Source organism: Extibacter muris (assembly GCF_004345005.1).
Classification (GTDB): Bacteria; Bacillota; Clostridia; order Lachnospirales; family Lachnospiraceae; genus Extibacter; species Extibacter muris.
The window spans coordinates 188,049-210,691 of record NZ_SMMX01000003.1 but is presented as its reverse complement, the minus strand read 5'-3'; the positions used below and the strand labels follow the sequence as shown (position 1 = coordinate 210,691).

The 22,643-nt window shown below is 48.7% G+C and carries 24 protein-coding genes and 3 pseudogenes; 9 read left to right on the top strand and 18 right to left on the bottom strand.

Going from position 1 to position 22,643, the window contains the following annotated elements; translation table 11 throughout:
- The 5 genes from E1963_RS04760 to E1963_RS04740 all read right to left on the bottom strand — a co-directional run bounded on the left by E1963_RS04760 (position 1) and on the right by E1963_RS04740 (position 4,471).
- Positions 1-753 carry an energy-coupling factor ABC transporter ATP-binding protein gene (locus E1963_RS04760; protein ID WP_132275856.1) on the bottom strand — a complete coding sequence of 251 codons (753 nt, stop codon included), beginning with the start codon at positions 751-753 and terminating at the stop codon, positions 1-3.
- A 20-nt stretch (positions 754-773) separates the two neighbouring features.
- Positions 774-1,577, bottom strand: coding sequence for a cobalt ECF transporter T component CbiQ (gene cbiQ, locus E1963_RS04755; RefSeq protein WP_132275854.1), 804 nt, complete (start codon positions 1,575-1,577; stop codon positions 774-776).
- Positions 1,570-2,577 (bottom strand): energy-coupling factor ABC transporter permease, encoded by a 1,008-nt coding sequence (locus E1963_RS04750; protein WP_132275852.1) that lies wholly within the window; start codon positions 2,575-2,577, stop codon positions 1,570-1,572. The genes cbiQ and E1963_RS04750 overlap by 8 nt, the downstream gene beginning before the upstream one ends.
- A gap of 207 nt (positions 2,578-2,784) precedes the next feature.
- Positions 2,785-3,210 carry a DUF3842 family protein gene (locus tag E1963_RS04745; protein WP_132275850.1) on the bottom strand — a complete coding sequence of 142 codons (426 nt, stop codon included), beginning with the start codon at positions 3,208-3,210 and terminating at the stop codon, positions 2,785-2,787.
- A 121-nt stretch (positions 3,211-3,331) separates the two neighbouring features.
- Entirely contained in the window at positions 3,332-4,471 is a 1,140-nt protein-coding gene (locus tag E1963_RS04740; protein ID WP_132275848.1) for an aldo/keto reductase, read from the bottom strand.
- Positions 4,472-4,674: 203 nt separating this feature from the next.
- Between E1963_RS04740 and E1963_RS04735 the strand changes: the two genes are divergently transcribed.
- Entirely contained in the window at positions 4,675-5,985 is a 1,311-nt protein-coding gene (locus tag E1963_RS04735) for a M18 family aminopeptidase (protein ID WP_132275846.1), read from the top strand.
- 152 nt (positions 5,986-6,137) lie between these two features.
- Here E1963_RS04735 and E1963_RS23040 read toward each other — a convergent pair.
- The 3 pseudogenes from E1963_RS23040 to E1963_RS04720 form a co-directional block, all read right to left on the bottom strand.
- Positions 6,138-6,365: pseudogene (locus E1963_RS23040) on the bottom strand (ABC transporter permease); the annotation flags it as partial.
- Positions 6,352-6,705, bottom strand: a pseudogene (locus E1963_RS04725) (ATP-binding cassette domain-containing protein); the annotation flags it as partial. The pseudogenes E1963_RS23040 and E1963_RS04725, both read right to left, overlap by 14 nt.
- Positions 6,705-7,350: pseudogene (locus E1963_RS04720) on the bottom strand (MerR family transcriptional regulator); the annotation flags it as partial. The pseudogenes E1963_RS04720 and E1963_RS04725, both read right to left, overlap by 1 nt.
- A 152-nt stretch (positions 7,351-7,502) precedes the next feature.
- Between E1963_RS04720 and E1963_RS04715 the strand changes: the two are divergent.
- Complete coding sequence (locus E1963_RS04715) at positions 7,503-8,534, top strand: ArsR/SmtB family transcription factor (RefSeq protein ID WP_132275842.1); 1,032 nt, start codon at positions 7,503-7,505, stop codon at positions 8,532-8,534.
- Positions 8,535-8,839: 305 nt separating this feature from the next.
- On the opposite strand, the gene E1963_RS04705 is transcribed toward E1963_RS04715, so the two are convergent.
- The 3 genes from E1963_RS04705 to E1963_RS04695 form a co-directional block, all read right to left on the bottom strand.
- Positions 8,840-10,033, bottom strand: coding sequence for a site-specific integrase (locus E1963_RS04705; RefSeq protein ID WP_132275839.1), 1,194 nt, complete (start codon positions 10,031-10,033; stop codon positions 8,840-8,842).
- 78 nt (positions 10,034-10,111) lie between these two features.
- Positions 10,112-10,315 (bottom strand): excisionase, encoded by a 204-nt coding sequence (locus E1963_RS04700; protein ID WP_002610247.1) that lies wholly within the window; start codon positions 10,313-10,315, stop codon positions 10,112-10,114.
- The gene (locus E1963_RS04695) at positions 10,315-11,376 is read right to left on the bottom strand and encodes a replication initiation factor domain-containing protein (RefSeq protein ID WP_279230694.1); all 1,062 of its coding nucleotides are present in this window, start codon (positions 11,374-11,376) and stop codon (positions 10,315-10,317) included. Before E1963_RS04695 ends, E1963_RS04700 begins: the two co-directional genes overlap by 1 nt.
- Before the next feature lie 556 nt (positions 11,377-11,932).
- On the opposite strand from E1963_RS04695, the gene E1963_RS23475 reads away from it, so the two are divergent.
- The 4 genes from E1963_RS23475 to E1963_RS04670 all read left to right on the top strand — a co-directional run bounded on the left by E1963_RS23475 (position 11,933) and on the right by E1963_RS04670 (position 15,444).
- Complete coding sequence (locus tag E1963_RS23475) at positions 11,933-12,082, top strand: helix-turn-helix domain-containing protein (protein ID WP_479686844.1); 150 nt, start codon at positions 11,933-11,935, stop codon at positions 12,080-12,082.
- A 675-nt stretch (positions 12,083-12,757) separates the two neighbouring features.
- On the top strand, positions 12,758-13,243 hold the full coding sequence (locus E1963_RS04680) for a hypothetical protein (RefSeq protein WP_010776655.1): 486 nt from the start codon (positions 12,758-12,760) through the stop codon (positions 13,241-13,243).
- Positions 13,244-13,525: 282 nt separating this feature from the next.
- Positions 13,526-15,172, top strand: a complete 1,647-nt coding sequence (locus E1963_RS04675; protein WP_132275836.1) for an ABC transporter ATP-binding protein — start codon at positions 13,526-13,528, stop codon at positions 15,170-15,172.
- Between the two features lie 41 nt (positions 15,173-15,213).
- Positions 15,214-15,444: a hypothetical protein gene (locus E1963_RS04670; protein WP_132275833.1), complete on the top strand. Its 231-nt coding sequence runs from the start codon at positions 15,214-15,216 to the stop codon at positions 15,442-15,444.
- 270 nt (positions 15,445-15,714) lie between these two features.
- On the opposite strand, the gene E1963_RS04665 is transcribed toward E1963_RS04670, so the two are convergent.
- The gene (locus E1963_RS04665; protein ID WP_132275830.1) at positions 15,715-15,924 is read right to left on the bottom strand and encodes a hypothetical protein; all 210 of its coding nucleotides are present in this window, start codon (positions 15,922-15,924) and stop codon (positions 15,715-15,717) included.
- 73 nt (positions 15,925-15,997) lie between these two features.
- Here E1963_RS04665 and E1963_RS04660 point away from each other — a divergent pair, with 73 nt between their 5' ends.
- Entirely contained in the window at positions 15,998-16,465 is a 468-nt protein-coding gene (locus tag E1963_RS04660; RefSeq protein WP_243117570.1) for an NADH-quinone oxidoreductase subunit NuoE family protein, read from the top strand.
- A 26-nt stretch (positions 16,466-16,491) separates the two neighbouring features.
- Here the strand turns inward: E1963_RS04660 and E1963_RS04655 are convergent, their stop codons facing one another.
- The 5 genes from E1963_RS04655 to E1963_RS04635 all read right to left on the bottom strand — a co-directional run bounded on the left by E1963_RS04655 (position 16,492) and on the right by E1963_RS04635 (position 21,625).
- Positions 16,492-17,247, bottom strand: a complete 756-nt coding sequence (locus E1963_RS04655) for a glycyl-radical enzyme activating protein (RefSeq protein WP_132275827.1) — start codon at positions 17,245-17,247, stop codon at positions 16,492-16,494.
- Positions 17,248-17,261: 14 nt separating this feature from the next.
- Positions 17,262-19,631, bottom strand: coding sequence for a glycyl radical protein (locus tag E1963_RS04650; protein ID WP_132275824.1), 2,370 nt, complete (start codon positions 19,629-19,631; stop codon positions 17,262-17,264).
- Positions 19,632-19,662: 31 nt separating this feature from the next.
- On the bottom strand, positions 19,663-20,343 hold the full coding sequence (locus tag E1963_RS04645) for an HAD family hydrolase (RefSeq protein WP_132275821.1): 681 nt from the start codon (positions 20,341-20,343) through the stop codon (positions 19,663-19,665).
- A 28-nt stretch (positions 20,344-20,371) separates the two neighbouring features.
- Positions 20,372-20,887, bottom strand: a complete 516-nt coding sequence (locus tag E1963_RS04640) for a GNAT family N-acetyltransferase (RefSeq protein ID WP_132275818.1) — start codon at positions 20,885-20,887, stop codon at positions 20,372-20,374.
- Positions 20,888-20,992: 105 nt separating this feature from the next.
- Entirely contained in the window at positions 20,993-21,625 is a 633-nt protein-coding gene (locus E1963_RS04635) for a MerR family transcriptional regulator (RefSeq protein ID WP_132275815.1), read from the bottom strand.
- Between the two features lie 82 nt (positions 21,626-21,707).
- Here E1963_RS04635 and E1963_RS20445 point away from each other — a divergent pair, with 82 nt between their 5' ends.
- Together E1963_RS20445 and E1963_RS20440 are read left to right on the top strand one after the other, a co-directional pair.
- Positions 21,708-22,019 (top strand): hypothetical protein, encoded by a 312-nt coding sequence (locus tag E1963_RS20445; protein ID WP_243117569.1) that lies wholly within the window; start codon positions 21,708-21,710, stop codon positions 22,017-22,019.
- 8 nt (positions 22,020-22,027) lie between these two features.
- Positions 22,028-22,312 (top strand): GNAT family N-acetyltransferase, encoded by a 285-nt coding sequence (locus E1963_RS20440; RefSeq protein ID WP_243117568.1) that lies wholly within the window; start codon positions 22,028-22,030, stop codon positions 22,310-22,312.
- Between the two features lie 262 nt (positions 22,313-22,574).
- Here the strand turns inward: E1963_RS20440 and E1963_RS20435 are convergent, their stop codons facing one another.
- Entirely contained in the window at positions 22,575-22,643 is a 69-nt protein-coding gene (locus tag E1963_RS20435; protein ID WP_243117591.1) for a putative holin-like toxin, read from the bottom strand.

Genomic DNA, 22,643 nt, shown 5'->3' with positions numbered 1-22,643 from the left:
TCAGACTCCTTTCATAAAGCGGAAAGAAAGAGGCAGTTCCAGCCCGTGTGCCACAAGCAGCTCCTCATCTCTCAGTATCTCTTCTGTCTTTCCGTCCCGGATGACCGCTCCTTCGGTCAGAAGGACAGTCCGCTTGCACGTGTCATAGATGAAGTCCAGATCGTGGGAGGCGGTCAGCCTCGTTCCGGGCAGACGGTTCAATATATGTATCAGATTCCTCCGGTTCCCCGGGTCAAGTGCAGCCGACGGCTCATCCATAAGCAGCAGCTCTGCCCCCATAGAAAGTACCGAAGCGATGGCGGCCAGCTTCTTCTGCCCGCCGGACAGACGGTAGATATGCCGGTCCTTCAGCTCCTCGATGCCGGTCTGCCTGAGTGCACCAAGCGTCCGCTCTTCCACTTCTGTCTCGCTCATCCCATAATTCCTCGGGGCAAAGGCCACGTCCTCGTATACCGTGTTCATGAACAGCTGGCTGTCCGAATCCTGGAACACATATCCAGCCTTCCTGCGTATAGAGGACAGGTTCTCCTTAGTCACATCCATGCCGCACACCTGTACCGTTCCGCCGTAGCCGGGCAGCAGCCCTACGAGTATCTTCAGCAGCGTAGACTTCCCTGCTCCGTTCGCGCCGATGATACCGACAGATTCACCGTCTTCCACAGAAAAGGAGGCATCTTTCAGGACAGGCGCCGACTGGCCCCTGTCCCTGCTCCCATACCGGAAGGTAAGCCCATCTATCACAATCTTATTCACATCTCTTCCTTCTTTCCTATTTACATTCCAAGCATGCGGCCCACAGCCTCAAATAACGGGAATATGCGCAGGCCGGTCAGGGCTGCGCACCAGCATACGGCATACCGTATGCTCTTCCCACAGTCTCTGTCCATCCGCTTAAGACTGTATTCTCCTGTAAAACCTCTCAGCGCCATACTCTCATACACGGCCTGCGCCCTGTCCATGCTCCTCAGAAGCATCTGGCCGGCCAGCGTCCCCCATACTTTATAGCGGATTCCCTTCTCGTGCGGCGCCCGCAGAGAATACGCCTCCGTAACCCTCTGCGCCTCCTTCAGCATCAGAATGATGTACCGATAAATCAGCATGACAAGTGTCACGAGGATCTTCGGCACATGCAGCATACGAAGTGCACAGCATATATTATCTATCGACGTGGTGGCAATGAGCAGATAAGAAGCGGACACGGCGAACATCGCTTTGAGCACGAGTGTCAGCATCGAGACGGCTCCCCCCGTCACCGGAATTCCTGCTATATGGAACAGCACATTCCGATCAAAAAACGGATTCGAGATTCCAACAAGGCATACGACAAGGAGCACTGGCCGAAGCTGTACGAGCGCGCGCCGGACCGGCAGTTCTCCGTGAATCATAAGAACGACCGGGTAGAGGCACATTCCGGCCAGGCCCGTCAGGTCATACTTGTCAAAGGACACGGTAAGCGCTACATACCAGAGGGTCACGATGACCTTGGCAAGCGGATGAAGGCGGCACAGTCCCGTATCCCGTTCCGCCATCTCATCCAGATAATGTATGTCATGTATCGCCTGATTTATCTTACTCATGCTTCTCTTTCTTTCTGAAGAACCGGAACGCATAGCACGCCAGCACACATATCAGTATGACGGCAGCCCCGCCGACGATACCTGACACAGATGTACCCGCCGCAGAGTCCGTATGGCGGAACATATAATCGGGCAGAAAGGCAGTGGCGCTCTGTATCTTTTCCGCCAGTACATGCACCTGCCCGGATGCCGCTAATTCCGTGGAGCCCGTTATTTTCTCAATGGACCATTCCAGGCCGTCTGGATATGCAGAAGCAAGCAGCGATATGCCACCGGCGGTAACTGCCGCGGCAGCCGTAAGCGCAAGCATGGTCTTCTTGAAGCTGAGCCTCCCTTCCCGGCCTGCCCTTAAGCCCCTCTCACCTGTCCAGATAAGTTCCGGCCTTGCCTCATACACAAATATAAGAACTGCAGCCGTGATCGCCCCTTCCGCAAGCCCGATGGCAAGATGAATCGGCTGCATGGCTGCCGCAAACACAGAAAAAGGAAGTTCGGTAACACCGGACGCCAGTGTCTCAAGCGTCACGGAAAATGCACCGAGCTGGAGGGTCACGACACACGCTGCCACAGAAGCGAAGATAATCTTCCCCCGGCTGATCCCGTTCTTCATCATCTGCTTCCATATGAGGAAGCCCCCTATGAAGCAGCCGTAAAACGCCATGTTCCATATGTTGCATCCAAGCGCCAGAAGCCCGCCGTCCGCAAACAGCAGGCACTGTATGAGCAGGACTCCTATCATAGTCAGAAATCCGGCATAGGGCCCAAGTATAGCGGTCAGAAGAACACCTCCGCACAGATGACCTGAGGAACCTGTACCCGGAATTGTAAAGTTGATCATCTGGGCGGCGAATACGAAGGCTCCCATCACGCCCATTGCCGGTATTTTCTTCGGGTCATCCTCCAGCCTCACCTTTTTGACGGAAAAGCCCGCCGCCGCTGCGGAACAGGCATACATCGTACCTGCTGCCGCAGGTCCTATCAATGCATCTGCCATATGCATAATCTGTTTCCTCCTTATTATAAGTCTAAAAAAAGCCATGCAAATATAAGCTTCCTTGGGAAGCGTCATACCTTCATGGCATTTTTCTCCATTATGTAATCTTTCTCCTGCGGAATCTTTGTTCCGCCTTCTTACCTGGCCAGCGCCCTGACCGTACAGATGCTGTCCGGCCTGGCCGGACGCCGCGGACACTTGGTGTCCGCCTCCCTATATGCTCTGTCCAATCATATCGACGGCGGCGTCCACGAGTTCGCTGAGCGTATGGCCGCCGGCGCCTGCCACATAGAACCCGCACGAATTAACCGGAATCAGCAGCTTACTGGCATCGCTCCTGGCCACCGACTCCGCCATCACTGCCGTCACTTCTCCGAGAAGCGCGTCTGCCGCCAGTATCCCGATAGGCCCTACTATGTAATCCGCTTTCCTTGCATTCACCACGACCGGGTTCTCGCCTGTGGCAGCCTTATCCGCGCCTGCTTTCAGCATGGCTGAGGTCGCGGCGCTGTTCGTGCCCACGGCAACAATCTCCGCCTGCACCTTCCCCTGCTTCTTCCAACGCTCTATGAACAGGCTGCCCATGCGTCCGCCTTGTCCGTCTATGACTACGATAACCGTCCCTTTGTCATTCTCCATATCGTTACTTCCTTAATATCTTCCCAGACTTGCTCTAACTGGCAAGGCTGCTACTCTGAGTATACTAAAGTTCCGGTTCAGATGTCAATTTATACGTTGCCATTCATGCTTAGTCTTCCACTTATAATCCGGCGGGTTCATTCAGCCTTCTCGTAAAGTCGCTCATCGCACCCGCAATCTCAAGCTGCTGCGGACAGACTGCCTCGCAGCTTTTGCACCCGATACAGGCGGAAGGGCGCTTTTCCTCCGGTATGGCATCCACCGCCATATGAGTGATCAGTCCGTTCACAAAACGTGTCTCATTGTAGAGCGACAGCAGCGTAGGAATATCCAGCCCCTTCGGGCAGTGGGCGGTGCAGTAGCGGCAGGCTGTGCATGGCAGGATGTCCAGCATGCTGTCTGTCACTTCCATCAACACCTTCCACTCTTCATCACTCAGCGGCTTTTCTTCTGCATATGTAGCAATATTGGCTTTCAGCTGTGCCATATTGGACATGCCGGAGAGGACCATCGTCACTCCCGGCACGGACTGCAGGAACCGGAACGCCCAGGCCGGCACTCCCTCATCCGGACGGAGCGTATTCAGCCTTCCGGCATTTTCCTGCGGAAGTTCTGCCAGCTTCCCGCCGCGCAGCGGTTCCATCACCCAGATTGGAATATCATATTCATTCAGCAGGTCCACTTTGGCCTTGGCGTCCTGAAGCTTCCAGTCCAGATAATTGAGCTGTATCTGGCAGAATTCCATCTCGCCTCCGTATGCGTCCAGGAAACGCTTCATCGTGTCATAACGTCCATGAGCAGAAAAGCCTAGATGCCGGATTCTTCCGGCTTCCTTCTGTTTTAAAAGATAGTCCATGATGCCGTATTTCTCATCGAGATACGGATCGATATTCTTCTCATACACATTGTGGAACAGATAAAAGTCAAAATATTCCACCCCGCATTTCTCAAGCTGTTCTTCAAATATCGCCTCCACCTTATCCATATTTGCCAGATCATATCCCGGAAACTTCGTAGCGAGATAGTAGCTGTCACGCGGGTACTTAGACAGAATCCTGCCCGTGACCGTCTCCGACTCTCCGTCATGGTATCCATAAGCCGTGTCAAAGTAGTTCACTCCCTTTTCTATGGCATATGAGAACATCTCGGCTGCCCGTTCTTCATCTATCCGCGCATCCGGGGCGTCTCCCATGACCGGTAGGCGCATCGTGCCAAGCCCGAGGGCCGAAAGCTTCAGATTCTGAAATTCCTTATATATCATGGTGATTCCTCCTTTATTTATCTGTTACGTTAAGCATACTCCCTGGAGTGCGCTCCAAGTCAACTATTTTTTCACTATCCGCCGTAAAATGAAATAGTAAATTCATGTTTCACCATCGGCCTTTTTTCTCCCCTTGCCCATATCCTTCCTTTATTATAAAATGGTTGTAGCTCTAGAATCATCGATAAAATGGAGGATTTTATATGGATATGCAGATAACAGAGGAACTGTTTACATTTATAGAGAAAAGCCCGAGCCCTTACCATGCCGTACGAACTGCCGTGGAAATGCTCACGGCCATAGGGTATAAGCGGCTCGAGGAACATCAGGCATGGGAATTGGATAGAGGAGGACGCTACTATGTCACACGAAACCTGTCTTCTGTCATCGCGTTCCGGATTCCGGAAGAGATACGCGGGGGATTCCATATCGTAGCCAGCCACAGCGACTCGCCCTCTTTCAAGATCAAGGAGAACCCGGAAATCGCATCCGAGCAGAAATATATCCGGCTTAACGTAGAGAAATACGGCGGCATGCTGATGTCCGCCTGGCTTGACCGCCCTCTGTCAGCTGCCGGGCGCCTGCTCGTGCGGAATGGCGGCGGCGTTGCGACCCGTCTGGTCAATGTGGACCGGGACCTTCTTCTTATACCGAATCTCGCAATCCACATGAACCGCGAAGCGAACGAAGGCTACAAGTATAATCCGCAGACAGATCTGCTGCCCTTGTATGACGACTTTTCATCAAAAGATTCTTTTATGCAGCTTATGGCAGAGACGGCAGGTGTCCAGGCAGCCGATATCCTTGGCAGCGACCTGTTCCTGTACAACCGTATGCCGGGTACTGTCTGGGGTGCCGCAAACGCATTCATCTCCTGCGGAAGGCTTGACGACCTGCAGTGCGCATTTGCCACGCTGAAAGGTTTTACAGCCTCCAAAGAGACTTCGTCCGTCCCTGTCTTCTGTATGCTCGATAACGAAGAAGTCGGTAGCACGAGCAAGCAGGGGGCCGCCTCCACATTTATCAGAGATACGCTCAGACGTATCTGCATAGCTCTAGGCAATAGCGAGGAGACCTATCATACGATGATGGCTTCCAGCTTCATGGTATCGGCGGACAATGCCCATGCGGTGCACCCGAACCAGCCGGGCAGGACCGACGAGACGAACCGGCCTTATATGAACGAGGGCATCGTCATAAAGTACAGCGCCAACCAGAAATATACGACAGACGCCGTGTCTGCCGCTATATTCAAGTCTGTCTGCCAAAAGGCGGGGGTCCCGTACCAGACCTTCCTGAACCGATCCGATATGGCAGGAGGCTCCACCCTCGGCAATATCGCCAACACGCAGACGGCTATGAACACCGTGGATATCGGGCTGGCACAGCTGGCGATGCATTCTCCATATGAGACAGCCGGTGCCAGAGACACCGGTTATCTGCTCCGCGCATCCAGGACTTTTTATGAAAGCCTGATACGATGTAAGGAAGACGGCAGCTACCATATTGGCTGATCATCCACACGTAAGCACTATACCCATTGAAAGCATTTCACGGAAATGGTAATGCATACAAGGGCAAAAACCGACATTATGACAGCCGGGGCGAGTACACGATCGACCTCTAATCCCAAAGTTGCAGCTTTCAACAGCTTTATCCCCTGTGTCAGCTGCAGTCCCATCACTCCTCCCGCACATATGGAGATGGTGGCAAGCGCACCAAAGGACTGTTCCGTGAACGTATATTCCGCCCCGTCAAAGGCCGGCTTGTCCCCATATATAATCCCAAGGATAATGAGCACTGCCAGCGGAACGCAGATAGCAAATATGAACATATCCATACCCCGAAGCGACAATTTCAACTCTGTTTTTAACATTGTCCTAAAAGTTTTCATCTGCCTGCACCTCCTCTTCCGTGTACCAAAGGTAAGCGTCCTCGAATTTTTCATAAGGGCTTCCTTCTATTGCTTCTGAAACCGTGCCATAAAACACGATACTTCCCTTCTTTAGTATACAGATCTGATCGCACAAGGCTTCTACTTCGTCCATGAAATGGGAGGTCAGAAAAATAGTCATCCCCTTTCCCTTCAATCCTTCCAGGATCTTCCAGACTTCCCTGCGCGCTTTTGCGTCCAGTCCGGTTGTCAGTTCATCCAGAAATACGACTTCCGGATCCGGCATAAGTGCAAGGACAATAAACAGACGCTGCCGCTGCCCTCCGGGCAAGTCACGGACACCGTGATGATGTCCGCATCCTCTTTCGGCGTATCCAGAGCTTCTTTGATATCGATATCCGGGTCAGCAGATACTTGCTGCAGCATATTCCGGATTGCCTCCAGCGAATAATTCGCGCACCGTAAGAATCGGCTGATCTTCAGGCGGCTGATATCTTGATCCGTATACACCCGGTACCCATTCTGCCTGCGCTTGACCGTCAGCAGGCCGTTCATCTCCCAGTTCCGTAACGTATCCATTGAAACATGTAAGTATTCGGATACTTCTTTTCAAGCAGCGGCTGCCTGCTTCATTTCCGCCGGACAGGAGCTGCTTTACGATTTCTATCGCCTCTTCTGCGTTAGCCCGCTCTTGTCTCACTTGTATGATATATTCGTGGGACAGTGCAAGCGCCCTATCAAAGTCCCCGTCCGCGGATATCTTTATCATCTGAATGATTTTCTTGCGCAGGCCATTCTGCAGCACCTCTATCTGAAAAGCGAGCTGGGCAAGCCTGAGCTGTTCGATATGAAAATCTGTAAAAATCCGGTACCCTTTTGGCTGGCGCTCCGGCCTTGGAATGAGATGTAATTCCTCATACAGCCTGACCGTGTTCGGATGTATTCCTATGATTGATGCAACCTCAGCAGTCCTGTAAGTCTTCATTGTCAGACACCTCCTGTTGAAACATTACCACAAAACAGAAGTCTGGTGTTATATTGGAGGGTATACGTGTGTTTTCCCTTGTTGTAATAATGGGTCTGCGGTATAATATAAAATGACTATTATAATAATAAGAAATCGGATGGTGAAGCCTTATGAAGCTAACGATAAAGAATCAACTTGACCCGCTGTTTGAGATACTTTCTCTCCTTTTCCTCTGCCACTCGGACACTTGGAAAGAAAAGATGATATATGCGCTTGATGACTATGGCGTCAGCGGTGAGCTCTTTTACAGAGAACATCTGAAGACATTTGATAAGTATGTGGAAACTTTTCAAAAGCACAAAGTGCAGAAACCGGAAGAAGACGCTTTGTTTGAAAGCTTTTCCGAGGATACATTTATGATTATCTTTGTGCTCGCAATCGAAAAGCGCTCCTGCATAGATCATCCCGAGAATCTGGATCTTCTGGAACTGCGCAGCCTTCTGGCTTACTTTATCACAGATTCCGGAGAGCATCCCCGCCTTCCGGATATAAAGGAGCTCCCGCAGCTGCCCGATGAAACATCGCTCATAGACTTCATAGACGGGGCTGATCTCGAGAGCGAAGAGAAATGGTACATGCTTAATCTTCTGAGAAAGGCTGACTACTGGCTTACCAGTCTGTACAAAGCTGTGGAAAGCAATAAAGACGCATACGCAAAAGCGCTGGCAGCCGTGGAAGAACCTCTGCGTCTACAGTTGGAACAGCTGGCTTCTTACCATGCGCCCGATTTCTTCAAGATTGCAGATGCCTGTGCAGACAAGCCGGCCCTGTATCCCTCTCTCGCAATGCCGCTGATTCAGATGGTTCTCTACACGTATGGTTACTTCGGGCTTTCCATCGAAACGCTTATCGCAGACGAAGCATCCGGACGTCTGACAAAGGACGCTGTCATCCGGCAGGTGAAATCCATCAGCGATAAAAGCAAGCTGGATATACTGTGCGCCCTTAAAGAGTCGCCCATGTACAACCTGAAGCTGTCAGAGCACCTCGGGCTCTCTCCGTCCACGGTATCTCATCATACGAACACGCTTCTCTCCTGCGGTTTCGTGACAGTCGAGAAAAAGGAAGGCAAAGTATACTATTGCCTGCATAGAGAAAATATCTCCCGGTTTATCTCAAGTCTGGAGCAGATGCTTTTATAATCTTACAGCATATCTTCCCTGTCCTCAAGGATACCCTTAAAGGATTGCAAATCACGCAGTCCTTTTTTATATTTACCAAACTTATTTGACATATATAGAATTATATGATATTTTATATATATAGAATATATTTTATATAAATTATATATATCTTTTTGACTATCTTTTTATATCTTCTTAAATGTCCGCAAAGCCTTATTTTATCGGCTCTACGGGCATTTTGCTTTTGTGGTAAACCTCACATATCTAGGCTTATCTTCTTATATTTTCTCTATCAAACGTGGTTAAAATCGTGGTAAATACTTCTATGCAATTAGACGCTGAACCTCTGATTTTGCGGTATCTATGGACGCATGAGCGTACCAGTTCATTGTGATACTGATGTTTGAATGCCCCATGATATACTGTAAATCTTTCGGGTTCATGTTTTTGCTTGCCAGCCTTGTGCAGAACGTATGACGTAGCGTATGCGGTGTGATATGTGGCAAGGGGTTATCCATGTGGTGCTTGTTGTATTTCTTTACCATACGGACAAATAAAGTGCTGTAATCAATCGCAACTTTCGGCTTGCCTTTGGGATTGACAAATAGGAAATTGCTTCGTCCGTCTATCACAAATGGTTCTGCCTTTGGGCGTTTCTTCATAACCCGTTGAAATGCCTGTATCGTTTCTTTGCTTAATGGCACTTGTCTTGTTCCGCTCTTTGTCTTAGGCGTTTCAATGTAATAACCCGGTTCCTTGCTCTTTAATAACTGGTGGTCGATAACCACAACCTCATGGATAAAATCAACGTCCATGATTGTCAGTCCGCACAGTTCCGAGATACGAAGTCCTGTCTTTAACAGTATCAGTACATCATCGTAATACTTATGATACACGTTGTCCGTCTTGATGAATGACAGTAGTGCTTGTTCCTGTTCCTCTGTCAATGCGACTTTCTCTTTGGTATCATTTTCTAAGACTTCACTCAACTTGAAATCAAAAGGGTTCTTCCTCACACAATCGTCTTGTATGGCGATATAGAATGACGCTTTTAACGAGCGTTTATGGTTGTTAATGGTATTGTAGGAAAAGCCTTTGTCTTTCATGCGTAACGCCCATTCCTTAGCGTCAGAGAGCTTGATTGTGTCAATACTCCTAGCACCTAACTTGTCCTCTTTTAATAACCGCATGAGCTGTTCCCGTTGTTTCTGTGTGCTTTTCTTCACATTTGTCCTCTGTGCGTTCTGTTTGGCGTAGAGTTGGCAAAGCGTCATTTTCTTGCCTGTGCTGTCGATACCGTCCTCTATATCCCGTCTTATCTGCTGTTCCAGTTCACGAAGTGAGGGTTTTTCCCGTTTTCCCTTTGGTGTCGGGTCTGTGGGTGTCAATCTCCAAGCATACACATATTTTGTGTTTCCAAATGCGTCCACATATTTATATAAGTATTTTCCGTCTGTTCGTTGGCTCTCTCCAGTATGCAGGATACGTCCTTTGCTATCCCGTCTTTTTTCTTTCATGGTGTCTGCTCCTTTCCTTGTTGGAAAGAGCCTTGATATGACTTGTGTTCATCATAACACATACAAGGCTCATTTGCATTAGATTGCGTCCAATTTATCAATAACCTTTTCAAACTGTCGGCGTTTAATCTGTATGCGGTTGCCATTCATAATGAGCCAGCCAGCGTCCTTGTTTTCCTCTGCCAATCGTCTTAACTTGTTTTCTCCGATACGGAAATACTTTGACGCTTCTTCAATGGTAAGGGTGTATTTTTCCCATACGGGAATATCGTTGTTATTCATCAGATACCCCCTTTCCCTTGTTTCGTGTCATACTGGATATAGGGGATAAGGTCGGTGCGGTTTATCCTCTGTAAGTGAGCGGTCAGTTTACTGGAAAGGGAAGTGCTGTATCTTGCCTTATCAAGCATAGTTCCCACTTTTTCCAGTCCACCTAATGCGTCATGTTCTTCCAAGAAATAGAAACTTTTGACAGCAGAAATCACGCCACCCTCTGTGAGCCATTGCTGTGTTTCTTCAAGGGAATTATGTGGTTTGGGTACTTGCAGTTTCAAGACTTCCACAGCCCCTAAAAAGCGTTCCCAAAACCGACACGTTTTCCACCTGCTCTTATTACTTTCATTTCTGTTCGCTACGACAAAGCGTAGGTTGTTTGCCAATAGCCCGAAAGCCAATTCTCCAAGTTCCAGCGGTCTGTCCTTGAATGTCATGGCAAAGGCATGAGCCTTATCATCACGCAGTTGCATTTCTGTCCGTTTCCAACTGCCGACTTCATCAAGCGTCTTATTATATTTTGAACAGACTTCCTTATCCTTGTCATAAAAGCGGTAGGACAATCCCGATTTTCCAGCACCGATATAAACCGTTTTTGCGGTGTCGAAATCGTCAAACTTGCTTTCATCAAAGTGGTAGCCCTCACTATTGGAAATAAATTCCTCTTTTTCGCATTTCTTCTTTATCTGCTCTATGGTAAAGAATGGCTTTTCGTTCTTATCATCAATGGCAATATCAAGTCTTGTGAAGTGGAAATTATCCAGTCCGTATCTTCTTTCACAATGTTTGAACATATCCCCAAAGGTATAGTTTCTGCTGTTGAGAATACGGAAAATATCATCACAACCTCTGCCAGTCATAACAAGATAACAGCCTAACCCTTGTGGGTTGTCCTCTGTCTTTCTTGCGTCCCCCGATACATAAATATCTCCAATCTCCCAGCGTATCTGATAGGTCTTGAATTTAACGGTTGCCGGATAGACATTGAAAATGTCAGTCGGTAACTCTAAAATGTGTGTGATTACATCTTCTGCGGTTGCGGTTTCAAATACAATGCTGATGTAATCAATCTTAACGGATAAATTTTCGTGTGTTGCGATACTTCATTACTCCTTTCGTATGCCCCGATTTTTTGCGGGGTATAAATTGCATTTTTTCCTTTATTTATCACAGTTTCTAGGTACTATGACATGTATACGCAGGGCGGTGTTACATATACGCCCTCTGCGAACGCCGAAAGGCGTTCCCTTTCCAAAAGGAACTGTCTGTCCGCTCCACGTCTGGGGGACGTGTCCCGTCCAGCCAGCCCCTTTTGGAAACCATGATTTTCGGTCTGATAGTCCATGCCTGTTCATGCTATCAAAGTGAAAATATATCTTTTATATGCTTACTCAAGCGTGTGATTGACCCTAGCGTGCTTAATCACTTCATCTGATACGATAATAACACCATTAGAATTACTTGCCAAGAAGTTTTAATTGACTTTTCAATATAGATTAAGTATGATATGCTTATAAACACCAAGAAAAGCAACGAAAGGAGCGGTTATACTAAGTTATGGAGGGTTATATAAAGAAAATCAGTTTCTTAGGAGAGAACATACAGACCATAAGAAAACACAGAGGAATGAAACAACAGGAACTTGCAGACAAAATCGGTATCAATATGCAGAGCCTTTCCAAAATTGAACGAGGTGTGAATTATCCTACCTTTGATACGCTGGAAAAGATAATGGACGTGCTGGGTGTAACGCCCAATGAATTATTATCAGGATAATGGAAGTATGTTAATCAAGCCGAAAAGGAAGTCTGCCAGTTTTTAAGAATTGAAGAACGACTAAATGCAGAACTAAAACATGGGCATTATGACAACTTCTTTGACAGCGAGGAAGAATGGCTGGAATATGAGCTAGAAAAGTTACGGAAATATATTACCGATTACATCAACGGGAAAAGCATTGTAGCGTCCGACCTTTATCCAATCAAAGAATTTATCCAGCATTTGAAGTTTCAAAAACTGTTAAACCGCTATGATGATTTATACAGTATGGATATGTTCGGGGAAAGCATAGAGGGACATAAATATAGGACACCTTATCAAGTCGTGAAAATGATAAACCCCAATTCAAAAGAAGATATGGAACTGTTACGGAAAGTATTGAGAAATAACCATTTTGATGATGAGGACGAGTAATCTTTTTCCTCTTGCGAGAAGATACAGCAAACAAAAAGCCCGATCAAGAGTGCAAGCACCACCAATGGTGGCAAGGCTCTTGACAGGGCTTTTTCTTTTCTGTGTTGGGTAATCAAGAGGAAGAAAGAAAACGTATGCATTTTTAAAGATTAGAAAAATGATAAGGCTATAATGATTTTTATTGTGGCGGATATATGGAACTGTTATAATATGGGTATGAAGAAACGGATAAATTGAAATTTGTGGAGGAAAAAGATAATGGCAAAAGAAAAAGGTTCATTCAAAGAATTTCTATCGGCAATCGCGCCAGAACACCAAGCGTTTGTCGAGAAACTTAATACCAAACTTATTGAGCAGGGCTGTGACCTTGTAATAAAGGAAGCAAAAAGCGGTTACACCGCTTCATACCAACTAGAGAAGAAAACAGTAATGAATTGGGTGTTTCGCAAGACAGGTGTTTTTGCACGGATTTACGGAGACAACGCTGGAAAGTATGAGGATATAATCGCTTCGCTTCCTGCTGATATGCAAAAGAAAATGACTACTTCTCGTGACTGCAAGAGACTGATTGACCCTAATGCCTGTAGTGATACCTGTGTGAAAGGTTTTGTTTATGCCTTGAATGGCGACACACATAAAAAATGCCGTAATGACGGAATGCTCTTTGTACTGACAAATGAAACAGCGGAGCATATAGCTGGGCTGGTCTGTGCAGAGGTTAATGTGCGTAAGTCAGCTTTATAACGACAGAAAAGTTAAGAACAATAAATCCCAGTTTGACAACTTCATATCCATACACCAAGCAGTTAGTCTTAGGATTGACTGCTTTTTTAACAAAAAACACCAATTTAGGTGTTTTTTAGTGTAATTTTTAATGTCATATCAAGGCTCATTCAATCGTGGTAAATTCGTGGTAAAATGAGTGTTTTTCTATACTTCAAAATGCTTGAAAGTGTAGTATTTTTGCGGATAATCAAAAATTAGATATAAAATTTAAAATAAATAGAATATCAAGGAGGATTATGCATGAACCTTTATGATAAGAGGGGACGTCTCTTGATTGTCTTTACTTTGCTTCTCGGAGGAATATCGGCTGTCCTTTCGGCTTTTATCTCTATTATTCTTCAGAAAGTCATTGACAGCGCCGCCAGAAATGATATGGATTCCTTCTCGAAGCTCATCCTGGCCACCCTCATATACCTCGCCATTCTAGGAACGATGGGCTTCCTGGAGGCCTACTGCGGGAAGCTCATGATAAAGAATGTGACGAAGGCCCTGCGGGATAAGGTCTTCCTCGGTGTCATGAAGCGGTCTCCACGGGAATTCTCTTCTCAAAATACTGCAGATTACCTGTCTGCACTCATTAATGACGTGAAGCTTGTGGAGGAAAACCATCTCATACCGCTCCTGCTCTGCACACAGATGGGTGTCCTCTTTCTCACGACACTCGGAATCCTGCTATACCTAAGCCCTCTCGTCACGGCCGTCCTCTTCCTCTTTCTTATGCTCATGTTCATGCTCCCGGCATTGCTCGGCAAGAAGATCCAAAAGAAGCAGGATGCTTATTCGGAAAAGCTGGCCGAATTTACAGCCAAGTCCAAGGACTTCTTCAATGGATTTGAAGTAATTCGCGGCTATTCGATGCGTCCATACATATTAAAAAAATTCACCCGTATCAACCGGGACACGGCCGACCGGAAGATGGCCGCAGATACGCTTCTGGCCGTCAATGAGTGTTTCTCGGACATATTATCTGCGGTCAGCGTACTCGTCATCGTATTCGTATCCTCTTACCTTATGATGAAAGGACGGATAACGGCAGGAACACTTCTGGCACTTATCCAGCTGAGCGGCACATTTGTCACCCCTGTCGTAATGCTTATGCAGAACATCCCGAAGATAACAGGAATCAGACCGGTGCTAAAGCATCTGGAAGCCTATTCCCATACGCAGGAGGATGTCCCGGACGAAGAAGAGCCCTCTTGCGGCCCCGCCCTTCTTAAAGCAGGCATCACCTGCACAGACGTAACGTTCGGCTATGTGCCGGAGCAGAACGTGCTGCAAGATATCAGCCTCACCATCGCCCCCGGGACAAAGTGTGCTCTGCTGGGTGAAAGTGGAGGCGGCAAGACAACGCTTATTAAGCTGTTAACCGGGTATTACGACGATTTTGCCGGGGATATCCGCTACGACGGCATACCAATCGGTAAACTGTCTCAGGATAAGCTGAACAGAATGGCAGCGGTAATCCACCAGAATATCTTCCTGTTTGATACTGATATCTACAATAATATCTGCCTCGGCGAGACCTTTTCCAAAGAGCAGCTTGACGATGCCGTTAAAGCCAGTGGTATCTCACGGTTCCTGCCAGGATTAGAAAAAGGGCTCCATACCGCCGTGGGTGAAAACGGTCAGAACCTGTCGGGCGGGCAGCGCCAGCGCATTGCCGTCGCCAGGGCTCTCATACGCTCCACACCGCTACTGATTATGGACGAAGGCACTTCTGCCATAGACCGCCAGACCGCCCACGAGATAGAGGAAGACCTTCTCAGGCAGGAAAACCTTACGGTTCTCACGATAACGCATCACATGGACGAAACTTTGATGGACTGTTACGATAGGATATATTATCTGAAAGATGGCCGGATTTCCTGTACCCAAATGGGGGTTTAGTAATGTAGACGCCGCTGGGGAGGTATGGGGCAGATGCTTCGATGCGTCCGGGAACTGCGACTATCACACAGATTCCTAAGTTTGTGGAATGTTCGCCGATTGCGGCTCTCATCCCACAAACCAAGGAATCTGGTGAGGATTCTCCGTCCCTCCCGCTTACACCTGCGCATCTGTCCCATACCTCCCCATCGGCTATCTACTTTACTGGCACGGGCGGGGGTGGCAGTGTGGCGTTGCTGGCTGATGGAAAGGGCTTTGGTGTATCAGCATAGTGATATAGGGCTTAGCAAGCTAAAGCCCTTTGCCGAAAAGAAATCCTAATATAAGAAGAGCCGGAATCAGGTACGGGGATGTTGAGATGACATCCCCTGCCTGGTTCTGGCTCTTCTTGCAGCAACGGCGTGCACGCCTCGCTGCAATCACTTAACAACGACATATTCACCAGTCTGATTCATCTGGATTAACAAAACTCTTATCATTCAACTGACGCAGCCAGCGTTCATTCGCTGGCCAGTAACGCCACACAGCCGGCCTTGCCCTTGTTAAGTAAAGTAGATAGCGGGCGGGGAGCCGGGTGGGAGATGCGCAGGTGCAAGCGGAAGAGGCGGAGAATCCTTTCCGTAGCCCTTATCCTGCGGGATGTAAGCCGCTGTCGGCGCACATTCCGCAGGGTTAGGGATACGTGAAATAGTCGAAGCCTCGGACGCATCGGAGCAGATGCCACCCGGCTCCCAGTCCGCGTCCTGCTTCACTAAACTCCTATTATACTCATGAAATCGGCAATATGGGAAATACTATACATTTATATAGGAAGGAGGCGTTGTCTTGAAAAAAGAATGGAACGACATATTCGACTATTACAGAGAGGAAAAAAGCATGAACCAATCTGAGCTTGTGATTGCCATGCTGACTGAGCTGCAGGCAGCCGAGGGCTGCATACCGCGGGAGGCCCGGGAAACGGTAGCGGAAATAGCAGGTGTCAATCCGGGCTATATCAGCGCGGTCATCAAAAGCCTTCCCCATCTGCATGAGCAATCTTTCCGGTATGAAATAAAAGTATGTATCTCCGACCGGTGCAAGAACAAAGGGGGAACGGATGTGCTGAAGGAATTCCAGCGGATCCTGAAAATCCGCCCCGGACAGGTGACCCGGGACGGACTCTTTCTTCTGACAACCGTATATTGCATGCACTACTGCACCAAAGCCCCTAATGTACAGATTGGGGACAAGCTGTTCCATAATGTATCGGTATCGGATGTCCCATCCATAATAAAGAAATATTCCGCTTCTTAACAAGATATTCTGGACTTGCCTTCCGCCTACCGATAGGATATCGTCTCGATTCCAACCTTGCGGGCCGCTTCATTCCACGCTTCAATCTCTCCCTGGGACGGTGTCTGGAACGAGGCCGGCGGCAGCGGCATGCCAAGCTCTGCATATTTCCCCTCGCCGAACGTGTGATAGGGAAGCAGTTCCAGCTTTGCCAAGGGCGCTTCCTTTTTCACGAACGCAAACGTCCTTTCCAGATTGCCGCCATCCGTATTCACTCCATGGATGACCGGCACCCTTATGATGAGCGGGATGCCAAGCCTGGCCGTCTTTGATACGTTAGAAAGTATCTTCTCGTTGGATATTCCCGTAAAGGTCCTGTGCTTCCCGGCATCCATATGCTTGATATCATAAAAAATCAAATCCATCTTCCCAAGAATATCCCTCACTTCTTCAAATGCAAACTGCCCGCATGTCTCTATGGCAAGGGAGATTCCCATGTCATACAGCCGGCCGGCAAGACAGCGCAGGAACTCCTGCTGCACGGTGGCCTCCCCTCCTGAAAAGGTCACGCCGCCACCGGACATGCGGTAGAATAACATCTGCTTCTTCACCTTATCTGTCACTTCTTCCACTGTCATATAGGACGTCATGGCATTCTGAAGCGTCTGGCCCTCCGGGTTGGAGCACCAGGCGCACGTAAGAGGACAGCCCGCCAGAAATATGTTCGTCCGGATCCCTTCTCCGTCATTGACAGAGAAGTCCTGTATATTCATTACATAACCTCCGGCCATATCAACCTCCATACCAACAGGCATTTCTAGAATTCAGCATGTTCCGTCCTCGCAATGATGGCGTCCTGCATCGATTTGGACAGATTGACAAACTGTGTGCTGTATCCTGCCACCCTGACCAGCAGGTCCTTGTATTCTTCCGGCCTGGCCTGTGCTTCTCTCAATAGCTTCGACGAGAGGGTGTTAAACTGCACGTGGAATGCGCCAAGTGCAAAGAAGGACTGAATCATCGCTCCCAGGTTGGCCTGCCCTCTCTTCGTAGCCACCAGGTCGTGGTTCAGCCTGAGGTTCAGTAGCGTACCTCCGGAATGAATCTCCTGGTTCACCTTTGCCGCGGAGCGCATGGCTGCCAGCGGTGTAGACGTATCACTCCCCGCATAAGGCGACACCCCTTCGCTGGACGGCTCCCCGTTCTTTCTTCCGCACGGGGTCGCGCCGAGCACGCGGCCCATCGGGATATAGTTGGAGATTCCCATGAATGCAGTATTGAACGGGGATCCAAATACGTCTTTATATTGATGGATTTCCCGGTAATACCAGTTTGCTATCTCTATGGCGATCTTGTCTACATAGTCATCATCGTTCCCGTACTTCGGAACCGCCTGCGCTTTCTTCCTGAGCTCTTCGTATCCTTCCCAGTCGGCGGCCAGCGCCGCATCGAGTTCCTCCATCGTCGTCACCTTATCCTCATATACGAGCCTCTTTATAACCGCCAGGGAATTTGCCACAACAGCCAGGCCGATCCCTGTGATAACCGGACCTACGTTATATTTGGCCCCGCCATTGCTCAAGTCCTTCCCGTCTTCCAGGCACGCCTCGATGCAGGAGGAGAGAAACGGTCTCGGCACCATCTCCTGATGCAGCTTCTGGGCTGTTACCGTAGCAATGATGGAATGCCTGCATAGGTTCTCAAACTGCTTATAGAACGCATCCTTTACCTCTTCATAAGAGGCGAAGTCTCTGCAAGGCTTCTCTGGAAGCCCCATCTTCTCCCCGGTCATCCGGCTCTTTCCTTCGTTCAGCGCATATTCCAGCGCGCAGCCGAAGTTCACATTTACAGCAGCCGTCCACTCGCCGGTCTTACGGTAATGAGGAACGACACATCCACAATTATTCCAGTCCCTGGCATCCTCCGGTTCATATCCGGCATTCAGGAGCATCTGGTAGCCGACGCTGTCGTTGTGGATAGCCGGGAAACCAGTCCCCTTGCTCACAAGATGCGTCACCGCACCAAGGAACTCCTCCGGGCAGTCCGCATGTATCCGGACGCTTAACCCAGGCTGGTGCGTCTTCACTTCTTCCGTCGCCTTCAAAGCCATATATGTAATGTCATTCGTGGCATCCAGCCCTTCCCTCGTCCTCCCGCCTACGGTAAGATTCTGGAACTGGTTATATCCTGCAAAGTAATCCGCCGTATTGGCCGATATGGTCCACACCCATTCCGAATACTTCAGCCAGAGCGCCTCTATAAGCTCCTGGGCCAGATCCTCGGTTATAATCCCCCCGGCCCTGTCTGCTTCATAATATGGATTCATATACTGGTCAAAGCGTCCCGGATTCAGGGACAGCGGATTCTCTGACAAGATGCCGCCGATCTGGGTAAACCATACGAACTGTATGGCCTCATAAAATGTCTCCGGCGGAGATTCGGGCACTTTCCGGCAGTTGGCGGCTATGCGCAGCAATTCCTCTTTTCTCTTGCCATCTTCCTGCTCAGCCGCCATACGTTCTGCCTCGTCGGCATATCGGTTTGCAAAACGTATGATACCTTTGGACGTAAGAATGACAGAGCGGTAGAATATAATCTTATCCATCTCGTCAGGTACCGTCTCGTCAAGCTCTGCTATCTTCTCTTCTGCTTCCCTTATAATCCCGCCGAACCCCTTTACGAAGAGTACATCCTGATAATCCGGCGTTACCTCTCCGACAGCCTGCCGCCATTTGGAATCATTGTCGATCACCCCTGTATCTACACCAATCTTATATGTCTCCTCCGGCACTCTTGCCAGAAAAGCCTCCTCAAGCGACTTATCCTTCCAGTAGGGAAAGATATTCTCGCGTACGAACGCTCTCTGCTCATCGGTCATAACATACGGGTCCTGGGGCCTCTTGTCGAATCCGTCCATCTCCTTATCCACCCAGAGCCAGGAGAACTCCGGCGTCAGGATTCCACACTTTCGGAACTCGCCGACTGCCCCTACGATAAGTTCCCCGTCAAAAATATGCACTGCGAGCTTATCGCAGGTGTCATAAAAAGCCTGCGCCCTGCGAATGGCGACTTGCCGGCCTTCTGTCTTTTTGTGGGACTCCGTCCACAAGTAAGCCCGCTCGCACGAGATGGCCGGCCGGGCATTGACATAGTTCTGTCTGATCTTCTCAATTCTGTCTGTAATCATAACGCTTCCCTCCCTGCTTATCAGAATATGGTTATTTTGCTTGTCTGCTTTGGCTGTCCAATAACGGCAATACTTCGGTCAGGGACTTCACCGCCAGGACCCCTTCCGCCGCTTTCGTACCTTCGCGGTCTATGAGAACCGGCCTTATGCCCGCGGCTATGGCCCCCTCTACGTCAGAAGATACGGAATCCCCGATGTGTATTACTTCGTCCGCCCTGCATCCGCTTACTTCCAGTGCCTTTTCAAACACTGCCCTGTGAGGCTTATACGCCCTTGCCATATCACTGCTTATGATGCCCGCCGGATGCAGCCCCTTGTCTTTCATGCTCTCTTCAATATATTTCCCCGCATTGTTGCTTATGATATAGACAGGCAGCGGGCAGTTCTCAAAAAATTCTTTCGTATCCTCATATGCAGGCGCGTACATCCAGAACCGCTGGAAGGCTGCATGCAGCTCTTCCAGATTCTCTTCCAGGTGAAGCTCTCGTTCGCATATGTTCAGAAGCTCGTCCACTATATCATCCTCTGATATATAGCTGCTGCCACAGCTCTTCTCCTCATATTCATTCAATAACTTCCACCAATAGGATACCATGGCCTGGGGACTTTCTATGTCGCTGTTCCTGTACGTCCTGCTGATCACTTCCTGGATATCCGGACCCTCTTCTTTGACGATCGTGCCCGTGTAATCGACAAATACTGCTTTTAACATCTATTCTGCTTCCTCCTTTCAGCACCTGCTATTCCAGTATCCGTTCAAATGCTATCCTTTTATCCCCTGCCTCGCACCCTTCTGCCAGGACGATTTCTCCGCACCTCACGAACCCGGACTTCTCAAGCGCCCTCTGCATCGGCATATTACCTGGATGGGTATCGATCCGTACGGACGGGAACCCGGCTTCCCTGGCAAGCCTGAAGCCATGTTCAAACATCTTGCCCGCCACGCCTCTTCCTTTACACGCGTCAGATACGCATACCCTGTGCATGGACGCATACCTGCCATCCGTCAGCCACTCGCCGTCGATGACGGCATAGGACGGGTCAGGCTCTTTCTGAAAGGCGAAGATGCCAAGGATCTCATCCCCTTCCACGGCAAGATAAGTGCAGCCTGTCCTCGCATCTTCCATCCATACTTCTCTGGACGGATAACCTTTCTGCCACTGGTCCAGCCCAAGATTCTTAAGCTGCCGCTTTGCCATGTCCGTAATCTCGCACATCCTGTCTACTTGCTCATAAGAAGCTATTATAAATTCCATACCTGTTCACCTCATATCTTTTCATATTTCCAGTATGTCAGCCATACGCAGGCCTGTCAATCTACTTTTCATCCAGAAATGGATAAGCCTGCCGTTGCCCCTCTGTCAGGACTCTGTGACACGCATGGCAATCTGCGTAATATATTCGTCCATATCCGATATGACAAAATCATTAAGCCCTATCTCATAGGCATATCCCAAGGGCTCCAGATTATTTTGATCCGCATAATGCAGCAGCTCTTCATAAAATTCGGGCAGATGCTCCCATGTCCCTTTTATAAGGCCACACAGATATGTCCCTTTTGGCCTTACCATAACGCCCTTCTCTGTCCGTTTCTGCGCATAAGTGAACAGCCCTTCGTATCTGTCGAATGCTTTCTGCTTAATGTTGTCAACGGAAATGTAGCTGCCGATTCCCATACTGTACTGCCTGGTGCTCCACACATCCTTAATGTGGGCATAGATTCCTTCTAAGCCATCATCACTATGGGAAAACGGTGTGATACAATAGTATTCCTCTTCACATCGCTGCACCCTGATGTCCCTGTCGATCTCGGCAAGCTTGTTATCTGCAATCTGAAGAAAAGCCTCTTCATCCGGGTGGTCCACATAGGCCTTTATCTCCTCGATGCTCATGTTCAGGTCTTTCAGCATGTCATAATAATGCAGCGTCCTCTTATTGATTCCGTGCAATTTCGCAAACTGGGCTGTCGTAATCTTCCCCGCGTCAGGCTGCATGTGATTTCCTCCTTGACTTTACACTTACTGTATACTTTAAGATAATTATAAATCAAATAAAGAGAAATAAAAAGGAGATAAGATGAATACGCAGATTATACTGAGGAAATATCAAAAAGATGACGAGGCCAGCCTCACCGGCATTATCCGGGAAGCGTGGCACTACGATGAACTCTGCACGCCAAAGACAGCGGCAAAGCTTGCAAAAGTATTCCTGCACAGCTGCCTGGTCAATCAGACATACACACAGGTAGCAGAGATAGAGGGGAAAGCTGCCGGAGCCACCGTTGTCCGTTCGCCTGCCGCATTCGGCAGATCCTCTCTGTCCTCTCCCTCTTCCTGTCCCGGGAGGGCAGGCAGACAGCCCGGATCTTCCGGAATGTCAGCAGCATAGACAAGGCATTGTCTGAGCGAAGCCGCAAAGACTATGAAGGCGAGGTCGCCTTCTTCGCAGCTGCTTCCGAGTACAGGGGCAGGCACATCGGAACGCTGCTGTTTGAACAGATGCTCTCATACATGAAAAGAAATGATATCAGGCGTTTTTACCTGTACACGGACACGAGCTGCAATTACGGCTTCTATGAGAGCCATGGCATGAAGCGGGCCGCGGAAGAAAAAGAGACATTCACAATTAAGGGGAAGCAGGAAGAGATGACCTTCTTTCTGTACGATTGCCTTTGCGCCTGACGGCGTCGGTTTTTATGATATCCAGCCTGTCTGATCTAATACATAAAAAGGAAACGCATTCAGATATGTCTTTATGCGTTTCCGATATCGTCAGCTTCTTCTGTTCCATGCACTGCGTTTGTCGTGTACCGGAAACACAGTTTCCTTTACAAATAAAGAAAGTATGTTATAATGAAAATAGAAATAGGAGTAACCGCCCACAAAGTGGTTAGCCTGTCAAAGTAATAAACTACCCTGAACCGGCAAAGTCACAGGGTAGTTTTTATTTACACTTGTTATTCCTATCTATATAGGCAAGCAGTGCTAAGATTAACATTCCAAACGATATCAT